This is a genomic window from Micromonospora sp. LOL_025, assembly GCF_048060285.1.
Lineage (GTDB): Bacteria > Actinomycetota > Actinomycetes > Mycobacteriales > Micromonosporaceae > Micromonospora.
On sequence record NZ_JBHMIR010000001.1, the window covers coordinates 56,494 to 80,746 of the forward strand.

22 protein-coding genes are annotated in these 24,253 nt (G+C 73.8%); 6 read left to right on the forward strand and 16 right to left on the reverse strand.

Annotation, left to right across the window (positions count from 1 at the left end):
• Positions 1–15 precede the first annotated feature (15 nt).
• Positions 16–786, forward strand: a complete 771-nt coding sequence (pgl, locus tag ACFHW0_RS00260) for a 6-phosphogluconolactonase (RefSeq protein WP_416604640.1) — start codon at positions 16–18, stop codon at positions 784–786.
• A 75-nt stretch (positions 787–861) separates the two neighbouring features.
• Here pgl and ACFHW0_RS00265 read toward each other — a convergent pair whose 3' ends face one another.
• The 8 genes from ACFHW0_RS00265 to rapZ all read right to left on the reverse strand — a co-directional run bounded on the left by ACFHW0_RS00265 (position 862) and on the right by rapZ (position 7,978).
• The gene (locus tag ACFHW0_RS00265; RefSeq protein WP_416604641.1) at positions 862–1,200 is read right to left on the reverse strand and encodes an RNA polymerase-binding protein RbpA; all 339 of its coding nucleotides are present in this window, start codon (positions 1,198–1,200) and stop codon (positions 862–864) included.
• A gap of 131 nt (positions 1,201–1,331) precedes the next feature.
• Entirely contained in the window at positions 1,332–1,595 is a 264-nt protein-coding gene (gene secG, locus ACFHW0_RS00270) for a preprotein translocase subunit SecG (RefSeq protein WP_121400676.1), read from the reverse strand.
• Between the two features lie 95 nt (positions 1,596–1,690).
• Positions 1,691–2,482 (reverse strand): triose-phosphate isomerase, encoded by a 792-nt coding sequence (tpiA, locus tag ACFHW0_RS00275; protein ID WP_416604642.1) that lies wholly within the window; start codon positions 2,480–2,482, stop codon positions 1,691–1,693.
• Entirely contained in the window at positions 2,482–3,681 is a 1,200-nt protein-coding gene (locus ACFHW0_RS00280) for a phosphoglycerate kinase (RefSeq protein WP_416604643.1), read from the reverse strand. Before ACFHW0_RS00280 ends, tpiA begins: the two co-directional genes overlap by 1 nt.
• Complete coding sequence (gene gap, locus ACFHW0_RS00285; RefSeq protein ID WP_358090455.1) at positions 3,678–4,682, reverse strand: type I glyceraldehyde-3-phosphate dehydrogenase; 1,005 nt, start codon at positions 4,680–4,682, stop codon at positions 3,678–3,680. Before gap ends, ACFHW0_RS00280 begins: the two co-directional genes overlap by 4 nt.
• Before the next feature lie 264 nt (positions 4,683–4,946).
• Positions 4,947–5,927 (reverse strand): DNA-binding protein WhiA, encoded by a 981-nt coding sequence (whiA, locus tag ACFHW0_RS00290; RefSeq protein ID WP_088999356.1) that lies wholly within the window; start codon positions 5,925–5,927, stop codon positions 4,947–4,949.
• 54 nt (positions 5,928–5,981) lie between these two features.
• Positions 5,982–7,094, reverse strand: a complete 1,113-nt coding sequence (locus ACFHW0_RS00295) for a gluconeogenesis factor YvcK family protein (RefSeq protein ID WP_416604646.1) — start codon at positions 7,092–7,094, stop codon at positions 5,982–5,984.
• Positions 7,091–7,978 carry an RNase adapter RapZ gene (rapZ, locus tag ACFHW0_RS00300; protein WP_121400930.1) on the reverse strand — a complete coding sequence of 296 codons (888 nt, stop codon included), beginning with the start codon at positions 7,976–7,978 and terminating at the stop codon, positions 7,091–7,093. The genes ACFHW0_RS00295 and rapZ overlap by 4 nt, the downstream gene beginning before the upstream one ends.
• Positions 7,979–8,373: 395 nt before the next feature.
• On the opposite strand from rapZ, the gene recQ reads away from it, so the two are divergent.
• Positions 8,374–10,212: a DNA helicase RecQ gene (gene recQ, locus ACFHW0_RS00305; protein WP_416604648.1), complete on the forward strand. Its 1,839-nt coding sequence runs from the start codon at positions 8,374–8,376 to the stop codon at positions 10,210–10,212.
• Positions 10,213–10,281: 69 nt separating this feature from the next.
• Here the strand turns inward: recQ and uvrC are convergent, their stop codons facing one another.
• Positions 10,282–12,261, reverse strand: coding sequence for an excinuclease ABC subunit UvrC (gene uvrC / locus ACFHW0_RS00310; RefSeq protein WP_416604650.1), 1,980 nt, complete (start codon positions 12,259–12,261; stop codon positions 10,282–10,284).
• 149 nt (positions 12,262–12,410) lie between these two features.
• Between uvrC and ACFHW0_RS00315 the strand changes: the two genes are divergently transcribed.
• On the forward strand, positions 12,411–13,688 hold the full coding sequence (locus tag ACFHW0_RS00315) for an MFS transporter (RefSeq protein ID WP_416604651.1): 1,278 nt from the start codon (positions 12,411–12,413) through the stop codon (positions 13,686–13,688).
• A 45-nt stretch (positions 13,689–13,733) separates the two neighbouring features.
• Here the strand turns inward: ACFHW0_RS00315 and ACFHW0_RS00320 are convergent, their stop codons facing one another.
• The 3 genes from ACFHW0_RS00320 to rsgA all read right to left on the reverse strand — a co-directional run bounded on the left by ACFHW0_RS00320 (position 13,734) and on the right by rsgA (position 18,678).
• The gene (locus ACFHW0_RS00320; protein ID WP_121400668.1) at positions 13,734–14,216 is read right to left on the reverse strand and encodes a Rieske (2Fe-2S) protein; all 483 of its coding nucleotides are present in this window, start codon (positions 14,214–14,216) and stop codon (positions 13,734–13,736) included.
• A gap of 173 nt (positions 14,217–14,389) precedes the next feature.
• Positions 14,390–17,329 (reverse strand): excinuclease ABC subunit UvrA, encoded by a 2,940-nt coding sequence (gene uvrA, locus ACFHW0_RS00325; RefSeq protein ID WP_416604652.1) that lies wholly within the window; start codon positions 17,327–17,329, stop codon positions 14,390–14,392.
• 296 nt (positions 17,330–17,625) lie between these two features.
• Positions 17,626–18,678 (reverse strand): ribosome small subunit-dependent GTPase A, encoded by a 1,053-nt coding sequence (gene rsgA, locus ACFHW0_RS00330; protein ID WP_416604653.1) that lies wholly within the window; start codon positions 18,676–18,678, stop codon positions 17,626–17,628.
• 170 nt (positions 18,679–18,848) lie between these two features.
• Here rsgA and ACFHW0_RS00335 point away from each other — a divergent pair, with 170 nt between their 5' ends.
• Both ACFHW0_RS00335 and ACFHW0_RS00340 read left to right on the forward strand, forming a co-directional pair.
• Entirely contained in the window at positions 18,849–19,565 is a 717-nt protein-coding gene (locus ACFHW0_RS00335) for a maleylpyruvate isomerase family mycothiol-dependent enzyme (RefSeq protein WP_416604655.1), read from the forward strand.
• A gap of 8 nt (positions 19,566–19,573) precedes the next feature.
• Positions 19,574–20,227, forward strand: a complete 654-nt coding sequence (locus ACFHW0_RS00340) for an MBL fold metallo-hydrolase (RefSeq protein ID WP_416604656.1) — start codon at positions 19,574–19,576, stop codon at positions 20,225–20,227.
• Positions 20,228–20,331: 104 nt separating this feature from the next.
• Here the strand turns inward: ACFHW0_RS00340 and ACFHW0_RS00345 are convergent, their stop codons facing one another.
• Together ACFHW0_RS00345 and ACFHW0_RS00350 are read right to left on the reverse strand one after the other, a co-directional pair.
• Positions 20,332–20,943 carry a DedA family protein gene (locus ACFHW0_RS00345; protein ID WP_416604657.1) on the reverse strand — a complete coding sequence of 204 codons (612 nt, stop codon included), beginning with the start codon at positions 20,941–20,943 and terminating at the stop codon, positions 20,332–20,334.
• 98 nt (positions 20,944–21,041) lie between these two features.
• A complete protein-coding gene (locus ACFHW0_RS00350) occupies positions 21,042–21,725 on the reverse strand; it encodes a class I SAM-dependent methyltransferase (RefSeq protein ID WP_416604659.1) in 684 nt (227 codons plus the stop codon).
• Between the two features lie 164 nt (positions 21,726–21,889).
• Here ACFHW0_RS00350 and ACFHW0_RS00355 point away from each other — a divergent pair, with 164 nt between their 5' ends.
• On the forward strand, positions 21,890–22,093 hold the full coding sequence (locus ACFHW0_RS00355) for a cold-shock protein (RefSeq protein ID WP_088961229.1): 204 nt from the start codon (positions 21,890–21,892) through the stop codon (positions 22,091–22,093).
• Between the two features lie 51 nt (positions 22,094–22,144).
• Here the strand turns inward: ACFHW0_RS00355 and ACFHW0_RS00360 are convergent, their stop codons facing one another.
• Both ACFHW0_RS00360 and ACFHW0_RS00365 read right to left on the reverse strand, forming a co-directional pair.
• Positions 22,145–23,509 carry an MFS transporter gene (locus ACFHW0_RS00360; protein WP_416604661.1) on the reverse strand — a complete coding sequence of 455 codons (1,365 nt, stop codon included), beginning with the start codon at positions 23,507–23,509 and terminating at the stop codon, positions 22,145–22,147.
• The gene (locus ACFHW0_RS00365; RefSeq protein WP_416604662.1) at positions 23,506–24,081 is read right to left on the reverse strand and encodes an ArsR/SmtB family transcription factor; all 576 of its coding nucleotides are present in this window, start codon (positions 24,079–24,081) and stop codon (positions 23,506–23,508) included. Before ACFHW0_RS00365 ends, ACFHW0_RS00360 begins: the two co-directional genes overlap by 4 nt.
• Positions 24,082–24,253 lie beyond the last annotated feature (172 nt).

Genomic DNA, 24,253 nt, shown 5'->3' on the forward strand with positions numbered 1-24,253 from the left:
AACGAAGGCACACAGATGAGTGAGGCGAGTGTCGCCGTCCACGCCGACGCCGACCTGCTGGCCCAGGCGGTGGCCGCCCGGTTGGTGGTCAAGCTGCTCGACGCGCAGGCCGAGCGGGGCCAGGCGTCGGTGGTGCTGACCGGCGGGCGGATAGCCGCGGCGGTGCACCGGGCGGTGGCGGCGCTGCCGGCCCGGGACGCCGTGGACTGGTCCCGGGTGGACGTCTGGTGGGGCGACGAGCGGTTCCTGCCCACCGGCGACCCCGAGCGCAACGAGACCCAGGCTCGCGCCACGCTGCTGGACGCGGTGCCGCTGGACCCGGCCCGGGTCCACCCGATGCCGGCCTCCGACGGTCCGGCCGGGCCGGACCCGGAGGAGGCTGCGGCCCGCTACGCCGAGGAGCTGGCCCGCTCGGCGCGTCCGGGGCACGCCGCGCTCCCCCACTTCGACGTGCTGATGCTGGGCGTCGGCGAGGACGGGCACGTCGCCTCGGTCTTCCCCGAGCACCCGGTGCACCACGACAGCCGGCCGGTCAGCGCGGTGCGGGGCAGCCCGAAGCCCCCGCCCGTGCGGACCACGCTGACCCTTCCGACGATCAACACGGCCGAGGAGGTCTGGCTGGTGGCCAGCGGGGCCGACAAGGCACGGGCGGTCGGCATGGCGCTGGCCGGGGCGGGGCCGGTGCAACTGCCGGCGGCCGGCGTGCAGGGCACGGGCCGGACCCTCTGGCTGCTGGACCGGGCGGCGGCGGCCGACGTCCCGGCCCGCCTGCGCAGCCTGCGCTGACGTGCAGGGGCCCCTCGTCGACGCCGGGCGTCGACGAGGGGCCCCTTGCTGTCCGTCCCTGGGCGGGAACGCCGCCTAGCCGGCGGGACGGCCACGCCGGCGGCGCAGGTCGGCAAGGGCCTCGGCCAGGATGGCCTCCCCCTCCGCCGCGGTGCGCCGCTCCTTCACGTACGCCAGGTGGGTCTTGTAGGGCTCGGGCCGGGCGCGGCCCGGCGGGTTCTGCGCGTCCTGGCCGGCGGGGAGACCGCAACGCGGGCAGTCCCACACCTCCGGCACCTCGACCTCGGCAGCGAGCCGGATCTCGTTGCGGTGGTCGTTGCGGCACCAGTAGGTGACCGTCCGGCACGGGGCCGGCTGGTGGCGTTCGGGCGCGGATCCGACCCGGGTGCCCGGGATGACGTTGCCGATGGGCACGGCTGCTCGCTCCTGTCGTCGGAGGGGAACCGCCGCGGAGAGGGCGGCGGGCGACGCGGTGCAGCGGGTGGAACGAACTGCGCGCGGCCCGTCGTCGACGGGCCGCGCGCAAATTGTACGACTTGGCGGGCTCAGACCGTGCCGCTGGCCATCTGGAGGCGGAGCCAGAGCCCCAACCCGACGATGCAGGCGAACCAGACGATGCCCACCAGGACGGTGTAGCGGTCGAGGTTCTTCTCCGCCACCGAGGAACCGGCGAGGCTGGAGCTGACGCCACCGCCGAACATGCTCGACAACCCGCCGCCCTTACCGCGGTGCAGCAGGATCAGCATCGTCAGCAGGATGCTCGTGATGACCAGCAACACGATCAACGTGTATGCGAACCAGATCGGCATGGCTGGGGTCAGTCCTCTCGTTACGATCCTCGCCCGGGCAGATCGGGCACGGTGGCACCGACCGACGGACGGGCGGAGTCAAGGATAGCGAGCGATCAGCGGGAGATGTGCTCCGGGAACCGGCAGATCTTCGCGAACTCCTCGGCGTCCAGGCTCGCGCCGCCCACGAGCGCCCCGTCGACGTCCGGCTGGGCCATGATCGCCGCGACGTTCGAGGACTTGACCGACCCGCCGTAGAGGACCCGGACCTTGTCGGCGGTGTCCTGGCCGAAGGACTCGGCCAGGCGCTGACGGACCGCGCCGCACACCTCCTGGGCGTCCTCCGGGGTGGCGGTCTTGCCCGTGCCGATCGCCCAGACCGGCTCGTACGCCACCACGACCTTCTGCACCTGCTCGGCGGTGAGCCCCTTCAGGGCGCCGTCGAGCTGGTCGCTGCAGTGCGCCACGTGGGTGCCCTTGTCCCGGACGTCCAGCCCCTCCCCCACGCAGAGGATCGGGGTGAGCCCGTGGGTCAGCGCCGCCTGCACCTTGGCGTTGACGATCGCGTCGTCCTCGTGGTGGTAGGCCCGCCGCTCCGAGTGCCCGATCACCACGTAGGTGCAGCCCAGCTTCGCCAGCATCGGGCCGGAGATGTCCCCGGTGTAGGCCCCCGACGCGTGCGGCGAGAGGTCCTGCCCGCCGTAGCCGATGAGCAGCTTGTCGCCGTCGACGGCGGTCTGCACCGTACGCAGGTCGGTGAACGGCGGCAGGACCACCGTCTCGACGTCGGTGAGCTGCTTCTCGGTGAGGCTGGCCGCCAGCTTCTGCACCAGCAGGTTGGCCTCGAGGTGGTTGCAGTTCATCTTCCAGTTGCCGGCCATCAGGGGCCGGCGGGTGACGCTCGCCATCAGTTCTCCAGGGCCGCGATGCCGGGGAGGGTCTTGCCCTCCAGGTATTCCAGGGAGGCGCCACCGCCGGTGGAGATGTGCCCGAAGGACGACTCGTCCAGCCCGAGCGCCCGTACCGCGGCGGCGGAGTCGCCGCCGCCGACGACGGTGAACGCGTCGGTCTTCGCGATCGTCTCGGCGATCCCGCGGGTGCCGTGGGCGAACGCCGGCATCTCGAACACGCCCATCGGGCCGTTCCAGAAGATCGTCCGCGCGCCCTTGAGGGCGGCGGCGAACCCGGCGACCGTCTCCGGCCCGATGTCGAGCCCGACCCGCTTGCTGGGGATGCCGTCGGCCGGCACGGTGTCGTGTGCGGCGTCCGGGGCGAACGCGTCCGCGGCCACCACGTCGACCGGGAGCATGATCTTGCCCTCGGAGCGTTCCAGCAGGTTGCGGCAGGTCTCGACCATCTCCTCCTCCAGCAGCGAGGAGCCCACCTCGTGGCCCTGCGCCTTGAGGAAGGTGAAGCACATCCCGCCGCCGATGAGCAGCCGGTCGACCGACGGCAGCAGCGCCTCGATCACCGCCAGCTTGTCGGAGACCTTCGAGCCGCCGAGCACCACGACGTAGGGGCGCTCCGGCTCGCCGGTCAGCCGGGACAGGACCTCCACCTCGCGCAGCACCAGCCGGCCCGCGACGTGCGGCAGCCGGGCCGGCACGTCGTGGACGCTGGCGTGCTTGCGGTGCACCGCGCCGAACGCGTCGTCGACGTAGGCGTCGCCGAACGCGGCGAGCTGGTCGGCGAAGGCGCCGCGCTCGGTGTCGTCCTTGCTGGTCTCACCGGCGTTGAAGCGCAGGTTCTCCAGCAGCGCGACCTCGCCGTCGGCGAGCGCGTCCACGGTGGAACGGGCGGACTCGCCCACGGTGTCGGTGGCGAAGTGCACCGGCGCGCCGAGCAGCTCGCCGAGGCGCCCGGCGACCGGGCGCAGGCTGAACCGCGGGTCCGGGGCGCCCTTCGGGCGGCCCAGGTGCGAGCAGACGACCACCTTGGCGCCGGCTCCGGTGAGGGCGCCCAGGGTGGGCAGCACGGCCCGGATGCGGCCGTCGTCGGTGATGTCGCCGGACTGCTTGTCGAGTGGGACGTTCAGGTCGGCGCGCACCAGCACGCGCCGACCCGACACCCCCTCGGCGAGCAGGTCGTCGAGGGTACGGATGCTCACAGCGACTGACCGACCAGCTTGACCAGGTCGACCAGGCGGTTCGAGTAGCCCCACTCGTTGTCGTACCAGCCGACGACCTTGACCTGGTTGCCGACGACCTTGGTCAGCGGCGCGTCGAAGATGCACGAGGCCGGGTCGGTGACGATGTCCGAGGAGACGATCGGGTCCTCGTTGTAGACCAGGATGCCCTTGAGCGGGCCGTCGGCGGCGGCCTTCAGCGCGGCGTTGACCTCGTCCACCGTGGTCTCCCGGTTGACGTCGACCGTGAGGTCGGTGGCCGAGCCGGTCGGGATCGGCACCCGCAGCGCGTAGCCGTCCAGCTTGCCCTTCAGCTCCGGCAGCACCAGGCCGATCGCCTTCGCCGCGCCGGTCGAGGTCGGCACGATGTTCAGCGCGGCGGCGCGGGCCCGACGCAGGTCCTTGTGCGGCGCGTCCTGGAGGTTCTGGTCCTGGGTGTACGCGTGGATCGTCGTCATCAGGCCGTGCTGGATGCCGAACGTGTCGTGCAGGACCTTCGCCATCGGCGCGAGGCAGTTGGTGGTGCAGGAGGCGTTCGAGATGATGGTGTGCTTGGCCGGGTCGTACTGGTCGTGGTTGACGCCCATGACGACCGTGACGTCCTCGTTCTTCGCCGGGGCGGAGATGATGACCTTCTTGGCCCCGCCGTCGACGTGCGCCTTCGCCTTGGTGGCGTCGGTGAAGAAGCCGGTGGACTCGATGACCACGTCCGCGCCGACCTCGCCCCACGGCAGCTTCGCCGGGTCCTTCTCGGCGAACGCCTTGATGGTCTTGCCGCCCACGGTGATCTCGTCGGCGGTGGCCTTCACCTCGTGCGGCAGGCGGCCCAGGATGCTGTCGTACTTGAGCAGGTGGGCGAGCGTCGCGTTGTCGGTCAGGTCGTTGACCGCCACGACCTCGATGTCAGCGCCGGACGCCAGCACTGCCCGGAAGAAGTTGCGGCCGATCCGGCCGAAGCCGTTGATGCCAACCCGGATGGTCACAGGTCCCATCTCCTTGCGTTCTGGTCCGCCGGCATAAGACCCGGGCCGGCGGAGGTGTGTGCGCCGACCGTTGGAGCCGGCCGTTGACGGTTCATCTCGGCCACCCCGCCGCGGTCTCGAAGGACCTGACCGCCCGAGGCGGTGTGCACGGCGAGGAGTGCCTGTGCCGGCCCCCTTGCCGTACGCAGCGACCTTATCCGAGCGTGCGACGCAGTGCAGCGCCGGGTGGTGATCCCACCGGCACCGCCGACCCGCACCGTCCTATCAGACCACGAGCATGTCGGGCGTGACGGCTGCTTCCGTATCCGGGATGCCCAGGTCCCGGGCCCGCTTGTCGGCCAGCGCCAGCAACCGGCGGATCCGGCCGGCGATCGCGTCCTTGGTCAACGGCGGATCGGCCAGCGCGCCCAGCTCCTCCAGCGAGGCCTGCCGGTGCTCCAGGCGCAGCCGGCCGGCGGAGGTGAGGTGGTTGGGCGCGTCCTCGGCGAGGATCTCCAGCGCCCGGGTCACCCGGGCGGCGGCGGCGACCGCGGCCCGCGCCGAGCGGCGCAGGTTGGCGTCGTCGAAGTTGGCCAGCCGGTTCGCCGTGGCCCGCACCTCGCGGCGCACCCGCCGCTCCTCCCAGGCCAGCACGCTGGAGTGGGCGCCGATCCGGGTGAGCAGCGCGGCGATCGCGTCGCCGTCCTTGACCACCACCCGGTCCACGCCGCGCACCTCGCGGTTCTTGGCGGTGATGCCGATCCGGCGGGCCGCGCCCACCAGCGCCAGCGCGGACTCCGGGCCGGGGCAGGTGATCTCCAGCGCGCTGGAGCGGCCCGGCTCGGTCAGCGAGCCGTGCGCCATGAACGCGCCGCGCCAGGCCGACACCGCGCAGCAGACGTTCGCGGCGACGACGTGCGGCGGCAGCCCCCGCACCGGGCGTCCCCGCACGTCCAGCAGCCCGGTCTGCCGTGCGAGGGCCTCACCGTCCTTGACCACCCGCACGATGAAGTGGCTGCCCTTGCGCAGGCCACCGGACGCGAGCACGTGGATCTCACTCGGATAGCCGTAGACCTCCGCGATCTCCCGTCGCAGCCGTCGGGCCACCGCCCCCGTGTCGAGTTCGGCCTCCACCACGACCCGACCGGAGACGATGTGCAGCCCGCCGGCGAAGCGCAGCAGCGCCGCCATCTCCGCCCGCCGGCAGCAGGGCTTGGGCACGTCGACCCGACTCAGCTCGTCCTTGACCGCAGCCGTCATCGCCATTGTGCGTCCCCTCACGGACCTGTTCCGGCGTGTCGCCGGAGATTACGTACGTGTCTAACGATCGGCGCCCAGGACAGGCACCAGTGCGGCGCCCAGGGCGGCCGGATCATGACGGGGAGTGCCGTCGGTGACCGCGACGGGAGCGAGGACCAGGCGGGCACCCAGCGATTCTGCCGCACGTTCGACCGGTTCGGGGTCACCCGCCGCCTTGGAATCGGCGACCACACGGTCGACCCTCAGCTCCGGCAGGTACCGGCGCAGCGCGGCCAGGTGGCCGGCCTGGGAGAGCCCGGAGGTCTCCTTCTCGGCGGCGAGGTTCAGCGTGACGAGCCGCCGCGCCGGGCTGGCGACGATCGCGGCGGCGAGCTGCGGCACCAGCAGGTGCGGCAGCACGCTCGTGTACCAACTGCCCGGCCCGAAGATCAGCCAGTCCGCCGCGCCGATCGCGGCGACCGCCTGCGGGCAGGCCTCCGGCGCGACCGGGGTGAGCCGCAACGACTCCACCCGTCCGGTGGTCACCGCGACCTGGTGCTGGCCGGTGATCGTGCGCACCTCGTCCGGCCGGCGCGGGTCGGCGCCGCGTACCCGCGCCTCGATCCCCACCGGCTCGCACGACATCGGCAGCACCCGGCCGACCGCGCCGAGCATCGCGCCGGCGTGCTCCAGGGCGGCCACCGGGTCGCCGAGCAGCTCCATCAGCCCGCAGAGCACCAGGTTGCCCACCGCGTGCCCGGCCAGCCCGCCGGCGCCGTCGCCGGCCCGCCCGGCCGCACCGGCACCCGCCCGCCCACCGGCGAGCCCGGCCGGCTGCGGGCCGGAAGGGGCCCGTCCGGCACCGGAGACCAGCGGGCGCCCCGCCGACAGGTCCCCGCCGGGAGCCGGGCCGTCGGCGGGCGGCGGCACCTCGGCGAAGCGGTGCTGGAAGAGCTTGGCACTGCGCCGGGTGGCCGGGTGGTCCCCCGCCAGCGCGACCAGCGCCTGCCGCAGGTCGCCCGGGGGCAGGCCGCCCCGCTCGGCCCGCAGCCGGCCGCTGGAGCCGCCGTCGTCGCCGACGGTGACCACCGCCGTGATGTCGAGGTCCAGCTCGGGGGCGCAGCGGCGCAGGGCACGCAGCGAGGCGGACAGGCCGTGCCCGCCGCCGAAGGCGACCACGCGCGTCGCCGTCACTCGCGCCCCAGGTCGCGGTGCTGGGCGTTGGCCGCCAGACCGGAGTGGCGCAGCCGGGCGGCCAGCTCCTCGGCGATGGCCACGCTGCGGTGCTTGCCGCCGGTGCAGCCGACCGCCACGGTCAGGTAGCGCTTGCCCTCCCGCTCGAAGCCGACGGTGGTGGCGTTGACCAGGTCGGCGTACGACCCGACGAAGGCGTCCGCGCCCTCCTGCCCCAGCACGTACGAGCTGACCGCCTCGTCCCGGCCGGTGTGCTCACGCAGCTCCGGCACCCAGTACGGGTTGGGCAGGAACCGGGCGTCGAGCACGAAGTCGGCGTCCGGCGGCAGGCCGTACTTGAAGCCGAAGGAGAGCACGGTGACCCGCAGACGGCGGGCGTCCTCGCCGCCGAAGAGCTCCTCGACGCGACGGCGCAGCTGGTTGACGTTCAGATGGCTGGTGTCGATGATCACGTCGGCCTGGTCTCGGGCCTCCTCCAGCAGGCCGCGTTCGACCGCGATGCCGTCGGCGAGCCGCCCGTCGCCCTGCAACGGGTGCGAGCGCCGGACGCTCTCGAACCGCCGGATCAGCACCTCGTCGTCGGCGTCGACGAAGACCACCCGGGGCGAGAAGCCGCGCTCCTTGAGCTCCCGGATCGCCCCCGCCAGGTCGGTGGAGAAGGCACGCGAGCGCACGTCCAGCACCATCGCCGTACGCCGGGCCGCCCCGCCCGCCTTGAACGCCAGCTCGGCCATGTCGAGCATGAGCGCCTGCGGCAGGTTGTCCACCACGTAGAACCCGACGTTCTCCAGCGCCCTCGCCACCGTGCTGCGGCCGCCGCCGGAGAGCCCGGTGACCACCACCAGGGTGGTGTCCGACTCCGCCGGTGTCTGCTGCCCGGTCACCGTCACGCCCCGTTCCTCGGCCGTACGCGCCTCGCTCACCCACTACCCCCAAGCCGTGGCGCCGCGGCCGGCACCCCCGGCCGCGCGTGGTCAATCAGCGACTCTATCCCGCACCCCGCGCGTCGCCGGCACGTCCCGGGCCGCCGCCGTGGCCGCGCCGCCCCGGCGGGCGTCGGACCGGGGCGCGAGGGTCGTGCTCCCGACAGGCGGACACCCGGCTGATCCGCGGCCGCCCCGTCGGCGACCGGGTGATCCTCGCCTCCGGTGGCACCGGCGGCACCGGTGGGCGGCGGGCGTGCCGTCCTCCCCCGGTCGCCGTACCGCAGGATCGTCCCCCGGCGCGACCCGCCCGCTCGGGTCCGCCGGCTGTCGGGGGAGGTTCGTAGAATCCCCGGATGGCTTCCCCCACCGACCTGCGCTCCTCCGACGCCCTGGAGGTGCTGCGCCGGATCTTCGGCTACGACGCCTTCCGCGGCTTCCAGCAGGAGGTGATCGACCACGTGGTGGCCGGCGGCGACGCGCTGGTGCTGATGCCCACCGGCGGCGGCAAGTCGCTGTGCTACCAGATCCCCGCGCTGGTCCGCGACGGCGTGGCGGTGGTCGTCTCCCCGCTGATCGCGCTCATGCAGGACCAGGTCGACGCGCTGACGGCGGTCGGCGTCCGGGCCGGCTTCCTCAACTCGACCCAGGATCTCGACGCCCGCCGCGTGGTGGAACGGGCCTTCGTCGGCGGCGAGCTGGACCTGCTCTACCTCGCCCCGGAGGCGTTGGGCACCCGCGGGGTGCAGCAGCTGCTCGACCGGGGCAGGATCGCCCTGTTCGCCATCGACGAGGCGCACTGCGTGTCGCAGTGGGGGCACGACTTCCGCCCCGACTACCTCGCCCTGTCGATGCTGCACGAGCGCTGGCCCGACGTGCCCCGCATCGCGCTCACCGCCACCGCGACCAGCGCGACCCGCGACGAGATCGCGACCCGGCTCAAGCTCACCGACGCCCGGCACTTCGTGGCCAGCTTCGACCGGCCCAACATCCAGTACCGGATCGTACCCAAGCGCGAGCCCCGCAAGCAGTTGCTGAGCCTGCTGCGCGACGAGCACCCCGGCGACGCGGGCATCGTCTACTGCCTGTCGCGCGCCTCGGTGGAGAAGACGGCGGAGTTCCTCACCGCCAACGGCGTCGCCGCGCTGCCCTACCACGCCGGCCTGGACGCGGCGACCCGCGCGCGCAACCAGCAGCGCTTCCTGCGCGAGGACGGCCTGGTGATGGTGGCGACCATCGCGTTCGGCATGGGCATCGACAAGCCCGACGTCCGCTTCGTCGCCCACCTCGACCTACCGAAGTCGGTCGAGGGCTACTACCAGGAGACCGGTCGCGCCGGGCGCGACGGGCTGCCGTCGACCGCCTGGCTGGCGTACGGGCTCCAGGACGTGGTGCAGCAGCGCAAGATGATCGAGACATCCGACGGGGACCTCGCCCACCGGCGCAACCTCGCCGCCCACCTCGACGCGATGCTCGCCCTCTGCGAGACGGTCCGCTGCCGGCGCGGCCAGCTGCTCGACTACTTCGGCGAGAAGGCGGCCACCGCCTGTGGCAACTGCGACACCTGCCTCAGCCCGCCGGAGTCCTGGGACGGCACGGTCGCGGCGCAGAAGCTGCTCTCCACGGTCTTCCGTCTCGACCGGGAACGCAACCAGCGCTTCGGCGCGGGGCACTGCGTCGACATCCTGCTCGGCCGCACGACCGACAAGGTCACCCAGTACGGCCACGACTCGCTGACCGTCTTCGGCATCGGCGGCGAGCTGCGCGAGGCCGAGTGGCGCGGCGTGGTGCGGCAACTGCTGGCCGAGGGGCTGCTGGCCGTCGAGGGCGACTACGGCACGCTGGCCCTCACCGAGGCCAGCGCGGAGGTGCTGGGCCGCCGCCGCACGGTGATGATGCGCCGCGAGCCGGAGAAGGTCGCCTCGTCCCGGTCGGCCAAGCCCCGCGGGGCGGCCACCGTCGTCGCCGAGTTGTCCCCGACCGCCGCCGGGGTCTTCGAGCGGCTGCGCGCCTGGCGGGGGGCCGCCGCCAAGGAACAGGGCGTCCCGGCGTACGTGATCTTCCACGACGCCACGCTGCGGCAGATCGCCACCGACGCACCCACCTCGCTGGCCGAGCTGTCCGCGGTCAGCGGCGTCGGCGAGAACAAGCTCGCGAAGTACGGCGAGCAGATCCTGGCCGTCCTGGCCGAGTGACGGCCGGCCGGCCGCGCCACCCGGCCAGGCGTCGGCGCGTGGGTCGACGCGCCGCCGACGGCGGGGCGGTCACTCCGCCGCCGGGGCCTTCGCCTCGCCGCCCAGCGCGGCGAGGATCGCCTCGGCGGTGCGCCGGCCCACGCCGGGCACCTCGGTGATCTCCTCCACGGTGGCCGCGGAGAGCCGCTTGAGCGAGCCGAAGTGCCGCAGCAGCGCCTTGCGCCGCACCTCCCCCAGGCCGGGCACCCTGTCCAGCGCCGACTCGGTCATCCGCTTGGAGCGCCGCTGGCGGTGGAAGGTGATGGCGAAGCGGTGCGCCTCGTCGCGCACCCGTTGCAGCAGGTAGAGCCCCTCGGAGGTGCGCGGCAGGATGACCGGGAACTCGTCGTCGGGCAGCCAGACCTCCTCCAGCCGCTTGGCCAGGCCGCACAGCGCCACGTCGTCTACGCCCAGCTCCGCCAGGGCCTGGGCCGCCGCCGCGACCTGCGGCGCACCGCCGTCGACCACCACCAGCTGCGGCGGGTACGCGAACCTGCGCGGGCGCCCGGTGGTCGGGTCGATCAGGGTGCCGACCCTCGGCTCGTCGGGCTCGCCCTGCCCGGCCGGGGCGGCGGGGTCGTCGGCCGGCTCGACGCCCGCCTCGCCGGTCTCGGCGCGGGCGTCGAGGTAGCGGGCGAAGCGGCGGCTCAGCACCTCGGACATGGCGGAGAGGTCGTCGGTGGCGCCCCGGATGATGAAGCGCCGGTATTCGCTCTTGCGGGGCAGCCCGTCCTCGAAGACGACCATGCTCGCCACCACGTCGGTGCCCTGCATCTGGGAGATGTCGAAACACTCGATGCGCAACGGCGAGGTGCGCATGTCGAGCGCCTCGGTGATCTCGTCGAGCGCCTTGCTGCGGGTGGTCAGATCGCCGGCCCGACGCAGCTTGTGCCGGGCGAGGGCGTCCTTGGCGTTGCGCTCGACGGTCTCCAGCAGGGACCGCTTGTCGCCGCGCTGCGGCACCCGCAGGCTCACCCGGCTGCCCCGGTGACCGGAGAGCCAGTCGGCCAGCGCGTCGGCGTCGGCGGGCAGCGCCGGCACGAGCAGTTCGCGGGGCACGTCGGCCTCGCCCTGCTCGCCGCCGTAGACCTGGGTGCAGAAGTGGTGCACCAGGTCGCCCGTGCTCAACTCCTCGGTCTTCTCCACCACCCAGCCGCGCTGGCCACGGACCCGGCCGTCGCGCACGTGGAAGACCTGGACGGCCGCTTCGAGGGGGTCGTCGGCGAATGCGACCACGTCGGCGTCGGTGCCGTCGCCGAGCACGACTGTCTGCTTCTCCATCGCCCGGCGCAGCGCGGCCACGTCGTCGCGCAACCGGGCCGCCCGCTCGAACTCCAACTGCTCGCTGGCCTCGGTCATCTCCCGTTCGAGCCGACGCACCATCGTGTCGGTGCGGCCGCCCATGAAGTCGCAGAAACCGTCGACGATCTCCCGGTGCCGCTCTGGGGTGACGCTGCCGACGCAGGGGGCCGAGCACTTGCCGATGTAGCCCAGCAGGCAGGGTCGGCCCACCTGGCCGGCGCGCTTGAACACCCCGGCCGAGCAGGTGCGCGCCGGGAAGACCCGCAGCAGCAGGTCGAGCGTCTCGCGGATCGCCCAGGCGTGCGAGTAGGGCCCGAAGTAGCGCACCCCCTTGCGCTTGGCGCCCCGCATCACCTGCAACCGGGGGAACTCCTCGTCCAGGGTGACGGCGAGGTAGGGGTAGGACTTGTCGTCGCGGTAGCGGACGTTGAAACGCGGGTCGTACTGCTTGATCCAGGTGTATTCGAGCTGGAGCGCCTCGACCTCGGTGCCGACGGTGACCCAGTCCACCGACTCGGCGGTGGTGACCATCTGCTGGGTGCGCTGGTGCAGGCCCCACAGGTCGGCGAAGTAGGAGTTGAGCCGGCTGCGCAGGTTCTTCGCCTTGCCGACGTAGATCACCCGGCCGGTGCCGTCGCGGAACCGGTAGACCCCCGGTGACTCCGGGATGGTGCCGGGCGCGGGGCGGTAGGTCGAGGGGTCAGCCACGGCAGCAAGCGTAGTCCGCGCCCCCGACAGCTCCCGGGACGGCGCGTCCCGGCCCGGCCCGCCCGGCGGCCCGAAATTGCGGTGCCGCCGAAAACGCTCCCAGCTAGCATCCGCCCCTGGCGGAGGTGACGCGAGGGGGGCACGGGGAGATGGGTGCGAACCCCGCGGGACGCAGCCGAGGGGGTGCCGTCCTCGTCGCGGCGCTCACCGTCGACTCGGTCGGCAACGGGCTGTTCCTGCCCCTGTCGCTGGTGTACTTCCTGCGGCTCACCGACGTGCCCCTGGCGCTGCTGGGGGTGCTGCTCAGCGCGGCGACCGTGCTCACCCTGCCGGTGCCGCTGTGGGCGGGATCGCTGGCGGACCGGTCCGGGGCGCTGCCGGTGGTCGTCGCCTCCCAGCTGCTCCAGGCCGCCGGCTACCTGGCGTACGCCTGGGTGAAAGGACCGGTCGGCGTCTTCGTGGCGGCGGCGCTGGTCGCCGTCGGCGTGCGGTTCTTCTGGTCCGCCGTCTTCACGGCGGTCGCCGACTACGCCGACGGCAGCCCGGGCGGCTGGGCCCGGGACACCTGGTACGCGATCAGCAACGGCGCCCGTACCGCCGGGCTGGCGGTGGGGGGCCTGACCACGGGCGTGGTGGTGGCCGACGGGCGGGCCGGCACCTACCGCGCGGTGGCCTACGCGGCGGCGGCCTGCTTCGCCCTCGCCGCGGTGCTCATCGCCGCCTGCGTGCGGATCCCGCCGGCCACCGACCGCCCGGCGGGGTCCGGGCGGGGCGGGTACGCCGCGCTGGTCCGGGACCGCCCGTTCCTCGCCCTCATCGGCCTGAACACGGTCTTCGCGCTGAGCAGCATGATGCTCGGCCTGGCCCTGCCCACGATGATGCTCACGGACCTGCGGGGCCCCGCGTGGCTGACCTCCGCCGTCCTGGCCGGCAACGCGTTCCTCGTCGCCCTGCTGTCCGCGCCTGTCGGCGCCCGCCTGCCACACCACCGACGCACCCGTGCGGTCGCGCTGGCCGCCGCCCTGTGGACGGTCTGGGGGCTCGCCATGGCGACCCTCGGCCCGGGGCGCCTCGGCGTGGTGGCCGCGCTGCTGGTCGCGGCGACGCTGCTGTTCACCGTCGCGGAACTGGTGCACGCGCCGGCCTCCGCCGCGCTGGCCGCGGCCGCCGCCCCGGTCGCCGCCCGGGGCCGCTACCTGGCGGCCTTCCAGTATTCCTTCGCCATCGCCTCGATGGTCGCGCCGGCCTTCTTCGGCACCCTGTACGAGGTCGACACCGCCGCGCCCTGGCTGGCGCTGGCGCTGCTCAACGCCGTCGGCGTCGCCGGCATCCTGCTGTTGGAGCGGAGCCTGCCGCCGACCGCCCTGCGGGAGCCGCCGCCGACGGGCGCGCGGCCGGCGGTCGAGGCGAGCGCCGCCGCGGACTGAGCGGGGCCGGCGACCCCGGTCGGGCCGCCGGCCGCACCCGACCGGTCAGGCCAGCGAGATCTGGTCGCCGGTGACCTTCACGTTCTTCGGCGGGAGCGGCTTGGTGGCCGGGCCGCCCTTCACCGAGCCGTCCTCGATCGAGAACTTGCTGAAGTGGCAGGTGCAGTTGATGGTGCCGCCGTCGACGTTCGTCACCGGGCAACCCTGGTGGGTGCAGATCGAGTCGAACCCCTTGAACTCGCCCTCGCGCGGCTGCGTGATCACCACGCCCTGGGCGGGATAGACGGTACCGCCGCCGACCGGGATGTCGGCCGTACGGGCCAGCGACTGCGCGCCCTCGCGGTCGCCGCCGCCGGCGTCACCGGTGCTGGGCACCGGCGGGCCGCCGCTGGTCGGGGCCGCCCCGTCGCCGGAGTCGTCGCTGCCGCAGGCGGCCAGGACCACCGCCGCGCCGACCGCGCCCGCGCCCGTGAGGAGGGCGCGTCGCGTCCGCGTCGCCGGCCCGGTCAGCCCCTGATCGTCACTCATGCCTCGCCCTTCTCTCGGCTGCCGCCGCCTGGTCATGATCCGCGGCCACACTCGGGTACACGGATCACTCTGCCCGACGGTTCACCTGATCGGCGACCGTGGAGCCGGGCGGGCGGGCCCACGGCCCGCCCGGACGGCCCCACGGTGCGTACCGGCGGCCGGGCGGCGCGCCGTCAGCGCGCCCCGGCCGGCACCTTGCGGGCGCGGGACTTGGTGCCGTTGGCCTTGGCCGCCCGGGAGGTGGCCGCCGCCGCGCCCTTCGCCTCGCCGACGAGCCTGAGCACCTGCCGCAGGAAGTGGCCGGTGTGGCTGCCGGGCACCTCGGCGACCTCCTCCGGGGTGCCGGTGGCGAGCACCGTGCCGCCCCGGTGGCCGCCCTCGGGACCCATGTCGATCAGCCAGTCGGCCGTCTTGATCACGTCGAGGTTGTGCTCGATGGTGATCACCGTGTTGCCCTTGTCGACCAGGCCCTCCAGCACCATCAGCAGCTTGCGGATGTCCTCGAAGTGCAGGCCGGTGGTCGGCTCGTCGAGGACGTAGACCGTCCGCCCGGTCGAGCGCTTCTGCAACTCGGAGGCGAGCTTGACCCGCTGCGCCTCGCCGCCGGAGAGCGTGGGCGCGGGCTGGCCGAGCCGGACGTAGCCGAGGCCGACGTCGACCAGCGTCTTGAGGTGCCGGTGGATGGCCGGGATGGCGGAGAAGAACTCGGCCGCCTCCTCGATCGGCATCTCCAGCACGTCGGAGACGGTCTTGCCCTTGTAGTGCACCTCCAGGGTCTCCCGGTTGTAGCGGGCGCCCTTGCAGACCTCGCACGGGACGTACACGTCGGGCAGGAAGTTCATCTCGATCTTGATCGTGCCGTCGCCGGAGCACGCCTCGCAGCGGCCGCCCTTGACGTTGAACGAGAACCGGCCGGGGCCGTACCCCCGGACCTTGGCCTCGGTGGTCTCGGCGAAGAGCTTGCGGACGTGGTCCCAGACCCCGGTGTAGGTGGCCGGGTTGGACCGCGGCGTGCGGCCGATCGGCGACTGGTCGACGCCGACCACCTTGTCGACGTGCTCCAGCCCGGAGACCCGGGTGTGCCGGCCGGGGACCAGCCGGGCCCCGTTGATCTGGTTGGCCAGCACCGCGTAGAGGATGTCGTTGACCAGCGTCGACTTGCCGGAGCCACTGACCCCGGTGACGGCGATGAGCTGGCCGAGCGGGAACGAGACGGTCAGGTTGCGCAGGTTGTGCTCGCGCGCGCCGTGCACCACCAGCTCCCGCTCCGGGGTCTGCGGACGGCGTCCCTTCGGCATCGGGATCGACCGGCGGCCCGACAGGTAGGCCCCGGTCACCGACTCCGGGTTCTCCAGCAGCGCCGGCACGGAGCCGCTGTGCACGATCTTGCCGCCGTGCTCGCCCGCGCCCGGGCCGATGTCGACGATCCAGTCGGCGGTGCGGATCGTGTCCTCGTCGTGCTCGACGACGATCAGCGTGTTGCCCAGGCCGCGCAGCCGGACCAGGGTCTCGATCAGCCGGTGGTTGTCGCGCTGGTGCAGCCCGATCGACGGCTCGTCGAGGACGTAGAGCACCCCGACCAGACCGGAGCCGATCTGGGTGGCCAGCCGGATGCGCTGCGCCTCGCCGCCGGAGAGGGTGCCGGCCGGGCGGTCCAGGGACAGGTAGTCGAGACCGACGTCGAGCAGGAACTTCAGCCGGGCGTTGATCTCCTTCAGCACCCGCTCGGCGATCATCTTCTGCCGGTCGGTCAGCTCGATGCCGGCGAGCAGGTCGGCGGCCTCGCCGACGGAGAGGTTGCAGACCTCGGCGATGCTCCTGCCGGCCAGGGTGACCGCGAGCACCTCGGGCTTGAGCCGGGCGCCCCCGCAGGCCGCGCAGGGCACGTCGCGCATGTAGCCCTCGTACTTCTCGCGCGACCACTCCGACTCGGTGTCGGTGTGCCGGCGCTCGATCCACTGCACCACGCCCTCGAAGCCGGTGTAGTAGGAGCGCTCGCGGCCGAACTTGTTGCGGTAGCGCACGTGCACCTGGTCGTCGGAGCCGTGCAGGATCGTCTTCTGCGCCCGCGACGGCAGGGCCCGCCACGGCGTGTCGACGTCGAAGTGCTCGGCCGCGCCGAGGGCCTCCAGCAGGCGCAGGAAGTATTCCAGGTTGTGCCCGGTCGACCAGGGCTGGACCGCGCCCTCGCGCAGGGTGCGCTCCGGGTCGGGGACGACCAGCTCGGGGTCGACCTCCTTCTTGGTGCCGAGGCCGGTGCACTCGGGGCACGCGCCGTAGGGCGCGTTGAAGGAGAAGACCCGGGGCTCCAGGTCCTCGATCGCCAGCGGGTGGTCGTTGGGGCAGGCCAGGTGCTCGGAGTAGCGCCGCTCGCGTTCCGGATCGTCCTCGGGCAGGTCGACGAAGTCGAGCAGGACCAGGCCGTTGGACAGGCCCAGGGCGGCCTCGACCGAGTCGGTCAGCCGCTGCTTGGCGCTCGCCTTGACCGTGAGGCGGTCGATCACCACCTCGATGGTGTGCTTCTCCTGCTTCTTCAGCTTCGGCGGCTCGGTCAGCGGGTGCACCACGCCGTCGACCCGGGCCCGGGCGTAGCCCTTGGCCTGGAGTTCGGCGAAGAGGTCCACGTACTCGCCCTTGCGGCCGCGCACCACGGGCGAGAGCACCATGAACTTGGTGCCCTCGGCCATCGCGAGGACCCGGTCGACGATCTGCTGCGGGGTCTGCCGGGAGATCCGCTCGCCGCAGACCGGGCAGTGCGGCTCGCCGATGCGGGCGAAGAGCAGCCGGAGGTAGTCGTAGACCTCGGTGATGGTGCCCACCGTCGAGCGCGGGTTGCGCGAGGTGGACTTCTGGTCGATGGAGACCGCCGGGCTCAGGCCCTCGATGAAGTCGACGTCCGGCTTGTCCATCTGGCCGAGGAACTGCCGTGCGTACGACGACAGCGACTCGACGTAGCGGCGCTGTCCCTCGGCGAAGATCGTGTCGAAGGCCAGGCTCGACTTGCCCGACCCGGAAAGCCCCGTGAACACGATCAGGGCGTCCCGGGGCAGGTCGAGACTGACGTCACGCAGGTTGTGCTCGCGCGCGCCACGGATGATCAGTCGGTCGGCCACTGTCCGTGTACTCCCGGGTGAAGAAGATGAGGAGGAATTGTCCGCTCCAAGGCTGGTCTGAGCGGTTGTTTGAGTGGTTGTGGGCGCGCAGAAAGGCGCCTCGGCAACTCTAGCCCCGAGGTACGACAACTTCCCTCGCCGGCACGTTCCCCCAGCTCAGCCCGGTCCGCCGCGACCGAGGAACCGGCCCGCCGCGCCCCGAGGGAACGGTCCGCCGCGACCGAGGAAGCGGTCCGCCGTCTTCGAAGAGACGGGCGGGGCCGGTCGTCGACCGGCCCCGCCCGCGCGTACGCCCGTCAGGGGCGGGCAGCCCGCCGCCGCCCGGAGCGCCAGCCGCCGCGCCGCTCCGCGGCGAGCCGCGTCTCCCGCCGCCGGCTCTCGTACGCCACCTCCCGCTGCAACCGCCGCCAGCTCTCCCAGCGCCGCGCCGGCAGCTCGCCGGTCTCCAGCGCCTCGCGCACCGCGCAAGCGGGCTCCCCGTCGTGCCCGCAGTCGCCGTACCGGCAGCCGGTGGCCAGCTCGGCGATGTCCGCGAACGCCCGGTCCAGCCCCGCCGAGCCGTCGAGCAGGCCGACCGCGCGTACCCCCGGGGTGTCCAGCACGGCGCCGCCGCCGGGCACCGGGAGCAGCGCCCGCCAGGTGGTGGTGTGCCGGCCCTTGCCGTCGACGCGCCGGATCGCCTGCGTCGGCATCAGCGCCGCCCCGGCCAGCGCGTTGACCAGGCTCGACTTGCCCGCACCGGACGGGCCGAGCAGGCCGAGCGTGCGGCCGGGCGCCACCTCGGCGCGCAGCGGGTCCAGCCCGGTGCCGTGCTCGGCGCTGACGGCCAGCACCGGCACCCCCGGGGCGATCCCGGCGAGCTGGCGCGCGACGGCCTGCGGGTCGGCCGCCAGGTCGGCCTTGGTGAGCACGACCAGCGGCCGGGCGCCGGACTCGTGCGCCAGGGAGAGCAGCCGTTCGATCCGGCCGACGTCCGGCTCGGGGTGCACCGGCTCCACCACGGCGGCGGCGTCGAGGTTGGCGGCCAGCACCTGGCCGCTGGCGTCCTTGCCGGCGGTCCGCCGCACGAGGGCGGTACGCCTCGGCAGCACCGCCTCCACGGTGACGTTGCGGTCGGGCCAGGTGCCCAGCAGCACCCAGTCCCCCGCGCAGGGCAGGCGGGTCAGGTCGCGGGCGGCGGCGGCCAGGACCGCCCCGCCCAGGGTGGCGCGGACCGGGCCGTCCGCGCAGAGCACGGTGCAGACGCCGCGGTCCACCCGGGCCACCCGGCCCGGTCGGTGCCCGCCGCGTCGCGGTACGTGTGCCGCCCGCCCGGCATCCCAGCCGAGGGCGGTCAGATCGATGGTCATGGCATCCTCATCGGTGTCGCAGTGGTTGACGCACGCGTGCTGCTACCGGCATGGTCACCACCTCCCCCGCCGTCCGGTGCCGCGTTCCACGCCGACGGTAGGACGCGCCGCGACGCGCCGAAAGCGATTTCCCCGGCGACGCGGAATCCCCCGGCGGATAGGGTCGGTGGGTGACCATGGATCCGCTTCTGCTGACGGGCGAGGTGGACGCGGCCACGGACCGTCTGCTGCGGACCGCGGCCACCCTCGACGACACGGGCCTCGCCGCCGCCTCGCTGCTGCCCGCCTGGAGCCGGGGGCACGTCCTGGCTCATCTGGCCCGCAACGCCGACGGCTTCGTCAACCTGCTCACCGCGGCCCGCACCGGCGAGCCGATCCCGATGTACGCCTCCGCGGCGGCCCGGGACGCCGACATCGACGCCGGCGCCGCCCGCCCGCCCGCCGCCCACCTCGACGACCTGCGCCGCTCGGCCGACCGGTTCGCCGAGGCGGTCGCCGCGATGCCGGTCGAGGCGTGGGCGGCCACCGTCCAGACGCGGCGCGGCCCCTGGCCGGCGGCCATGCTGGTCTGGGGCCGGCTGCGCGAGATCGAGGTGCACCACGTGGACCTCGACGCCGGCTACCGGCCGGCCGACTGGCCCGAGGCGTTCGGCCACCGGCTGCTGCACGAGGTGGTCGGCGACCTCGCCGGCCGCGCCGACGTGCCGCCGATGGTGCTGCGCTTCGACGGCAGCCGGCACGAACTGCTCGTCGGCGACCGGAGCGCCGCTCCCACTGTCACCGGCGCCGCCCCCGAACTCGCCGCCTGGCTGATCGGCCGCAGCCCGGGCACCGTGCTGACCGTCACCCCCGACGGCCCCCTGCCGCAACCACCGGAATGGATATAGACGACCTCATGACCTACAGCGGAGACGTCACGCCCGGCGGCGCGCCGGCCGTACGCGAGCTCGACGGGCTCACCATCACGAAGGTGTCGGTGGGCCCGATGGACAACAACGCCTACCTGCTGCGCTGCCGGGCCACGGGCGAGCAGGTGCTGATCGACGCCGCCAACGAGGCGCCCCGGCTGCTCGAGCTTGTGGGCGACGCGGGGCTGGCCACGGTGGTCACCACCCACCAGCACATGGACCACTGGGTGGCGCTGGAGGAGGTGGTCGCCAAGACCGGCGCCCGCCCGCTGGTGCACGCCGACGACGCGGCCGGGCTGCCGATCGAGGCCGGGACGCTCGCCGACGGCGACAGCGTGCCGGTGGGCGAGTGCGCGCTGGAGGTGATCCACGTCAAGGGCCACACCCCCGGCTCGATCGCGCTGCTCTACCGCGACCCGGCGGGGTCGCCGCACCTGTTCACCGGCGACAGCCTCTTCCCGGGCGGGGTCGGCAACACCGACAAGGATCCGGAGCGGTTCTCCGCGCTCATCGACGACGTCGAGCACAAGCTCTTCGACCGGCTGCCCGACGAGACCTGGTTCTACCCGGGTCACGGCAAGGACAGCACGCTCGGCGCGGAACGTCCCGCGCTGCCCCAGTGGCGCGCCCGCGGCTGGTGAACCGCAGCGGGGCCGGGCGCGATCCGCGCCCGGCCCCGCTCCCCCGTCGGTCCCCCGCTCCCCGTCGACTCCCCCGGTCCCCCGTCCCCCCGGTCCGACGCGGGTCAGGCCCCCGTGACCGCCCGCAGGCGGCGCCGCGTGCCCATCGCCACCGTGCCCGCCAGCACCAGGCCGACCGACATGGTGACCAGCATCGGGCTGGACTCCCCCGGCAGCAGCCCGGCGAGCGACCGCGAGGCGGTGCCCAGCACCAAATAGAGACCGGCCCAGGCCGCCGCGCCGAGCGTCGCGCAGCCGAGGAAGCGCGGGTACGACATCCGCAGCCCGCCCGCCGCCAGCGGCAGCAGCGCGTTGAACACCGGCAGGAAGGGCGCGACCAGCACCATCCGGCCGCCGCCCCGCTGGAGGATCCCCTCCGCCGCCGCCCAGCGCGCCTCGCCGATCCAGTCGCCGAGGCGGCTGCGCCGCAGGCGTTCGCCGTACCGGCGGCCGGCGAGGAAGCTCAACGACCAGCCGGCGAGGCAGCCGGCCACCACGACGGCGAAGGTGGCGGCCCCGGTGGTCGGGCCGCCGACCCCCGTCGCGGCCAGGATCGCCACGTCGCCGGGGACCAGCACCCCGAGCAGCGGTACGGCGTCGAAGAGCATCACCACCCCGAGCACCCCCATGAGCAGGGTGGTGGGGAGCTCTCCGAGCTGGGTCAGCCAATCCGCCATGCCCGTACGCTATGCCCGCCCGGCCACCCGGGACATCGGGTCCGATCCCCCACCGCCCCCTGGTATCGGGCTCGGGGTCGACCCTGAGAGCCCGTGGGTCACCGGGGCCGCAGCACCTGCACCCGGCGCACGGTCGAGTCGACGGAGGGCTCGGTGGTCGGCACGGGGTAGCTCGCCACCGTCGCCAGCACGCCCGGCGGCAGGTGACCCCGCCCGGGATCGCCCACCAGCACGTCGGCGCCCGCGGCGGCGGCCCGTCGCAGGAAGGGCAGCACCCGTGCCGCCATCGTCGCGTCGTAGAGCACGTCCCCGGCCACCAGCAGGTCCACCCCGTCGAGGTCGGAGTCGAGCAGATCGCCGCCGGTGGTCGCGACCGTCACATTGTTGGCCCGGGCGTTGACGGTGACCGCCGCGACCGCGTAGGGGTCGATGTCGTTGGCGACCACCCGCTCGGCGCCGGCGAGCGCGGCGGCGATCGCCACCAGACCGGACCCGGCGGCGAGGTCGAGCACCCGGCGGCCGACCGCGAGGTCGGGGTGGTCGAGCAGGTGGCGCGCGAGGGCCTGTCCACCGGCCCAGACCGAGGCCCAGTACGGCGCGGGCAGGGCGTGCCCGGCCTGCGCCTCCATCCGAGCCCACCACACGATGGCGTCCTCGGCCAGGTGCAGCCGGACCTCGGGGACGAACGGGATCCGCACCAGCCGGAGCCGGTCCAGCCCGCCGCCGGGGGCGTCGATCTCCCGCTCGATCTCGGTCAGCGCGTCGGCTGTGGCACCCCTCATCGGGGCAAGCATGCCCCAGCCGACCTCGCACCGCCCGGCTTTCGCGTCGCCGCGCCGAGAGTTCGGCCAGCGGATCCGGGTTCGGGCGGTTACTCTCGGGGTGGCACCGGGCGATCATTCGGTCGACGACCGAGGTTCACCCGCTTTGGAACAGGGAGAGATGCATGGCAACCGGCACGGTTAAGTGGTTCAACTCGGAAAAGGGCTTCGGCTTCATCGAGCAGGATGGCGGAGGGCCGGACGTGTTCGTCCACTACTCGGCCATCGCGTCGAGCGGTTACCGGGAGCTGAACGAGGGCCAGAAGGTCGAGTTCGAGGTGACCCAGGGTCAGAAGGGTCCGCAGGCGGACAACGTCCGTCCGCTGTAGATCCCGTGCCGGTGGCGGCGGCCAACTGACGGCCGCCGCCGCAGCGCGTTTTCAGGGCCGCTTCGGCGCGGCGGGCAGGTCCCGTCGCCGCCGTAGCGGCCCGATCAGCAGAATCGCTGGGGTGAGCGCGAGCCAGCCCGTCATCACCGCGATCGCGGCGCCGGCCCCGTGTGCCGCGCCGACCGCCCCGGCCAGCACCGCGGCCAGTGGGATCGTGCCGTAGTTGAGCATCTGCATGCTCACCGTGACGCGGCCCAGCAGGTGGTGCGGCGTGTAGGTCTGCCGGAAGCTGCCCTTGAGCACGTTGCCCACGGCCACCCCGAGGCTGACCAGCATTCCGCCGATCGCCGGCAGGGCGAGTCGGCCGCCGGGCCCGGCGAGCGGGATCAGCAACGCCGGCGGCCCGGTGAACGCCGCCGCCAGGAGCATGGCCCGGGCGGTGCCGAGCCGACGGCCGAGCAGGGTCGCCGACAGCGCGCCGACGATGCCGCCGAGACTCATCGCCGCGACCAGCAGGCCCACCGGGGCCGGTGCGAGTCGCGCCTCCCGGACCAGGAAGACCACCAGGACCGCCTGGTAGCCGACCAGGCCGACGTTGCTGGCCGCCCCGAAGGCGGTGAGCACCCGCAGGTACGGGTCCCGGGCGACGAACCGGATCCCCTCGCCGATCTCCCGCCGCAGCGACCGCGAGGGCCCGGCGCGCCCGGGACGCCGCTCGACGGTGCGGATGCGCAGCAGGCAGGCGGCGGAGAAGAGGAAGCTCAGCGCGTCGAGTACCAGCGCGGTGACGGCGCCGGCGGCCTGTGCGACCACGCCGGCGAGACCGGGGCCGAGCACGTAGCTCGCGGTCTGGGTGGCCTGGAGCTTGGCGTTGCCCTCCGGCACCTGCTCGGGACGCAGCAGCACGGGCAGGTAGACCTGGTCGGCCGTCTCGAAGAAGACCCGGGCCAGGCCGGCGCCCAACGCCACCACCAGCAACTGCGTCAGGGTCAGCACGCCGAGCACGGCGGCGACGGGGACGCTGAGGAACAGCAGCGCCGAGACCAGGTCACAGACGATCATCACCGGCCGGCGCGGCAACCGGTCCACCCAGGCGCCGGCCGGCAGGCCGACGAGCAGCCACGGCAGCCAGGCGGCGGCGGTGAGCACCGCGACGCCGAAGGTGCTGGCGTCGAGCACGGTCACGGCGACCAGGGGCAGCGCCACAGCGGTGACGTTGCTGCCGACGGCGCTGGCGGTCTGCCCGGCCCAGAGCAGCCGGAAGTCCCGGTGCCGCAGCAGCCCTCCCCGGGGCGCCGCCGGCCGGCCGGCGGGCCGTACCGCCGGGTCGGCGCCCCGACGGCGGGCGCCCGCCGGCGGGGCGGCCGTGCCGCCGGCGGTACGGCTCGGCGGGGTGGCGCCGGCGGGCGGCGTCACGGCGTGGCCGGGATCCCGTAGGCGAACAGGAAGACCGGCTCGCGTTTCTGCCCGTCGTCGGGCACGTCCCGGTCGCCCCAGCGGGTGAGCACCTCGTTCAGCTCGCCGGCCAGTTGGGCGAGTTCGGCGTCGGTCAGGTGCAGCCAGCGGTCCGTGGAGAACGGCCCCTCGGGCCAGGCGGCCTGGCTGGCCTCGTCGGTGGCGTGCCACGCGCGGGCGAGGGCGACGTGCCGGTCCAGGTTGAGCGAGGTGGCGGCGTCGGCGACGGCCCGGGCGGCGGGGTCGGCGTCGAAGTCCGACTGGGACCAGCGGACGCCCCGGGTGACCAGGCGCCACCAGCGTTCCCGCCGGTCGCGGGCCAACTCGGGTGCCTCCTCGACCAGCTCGGCACCGGCCAGCACCTTGAGGTGGTGGCTGACGTTCGCCGGCGCCTGACCGGTCCGCTCGGCGAGCAGGCCGACGGTGGACGGGCCGTGCACCTTGAGCACGTCCATCAACCGGCGGCGCAGCGGGTGGGACAGCGCGGCGAGCACCCGCGAGTCGGTCACGTGGCGTACGTCGGGGTTCGTCATGCCGCCAGCCTGACATCGGCAACGGCAGTTGCGCAACATCTATTGCGCAACCATCATTGCCTAATCCCGATCGCGGCCGGGCGGCGGCCCGGGATGGGCATGCCCCGCCGGGTGGACCTCGACGAACTCGCGGTGGGGGGCCGCGCGCTGCTGGCGTCGGTCCGCCGGGCGC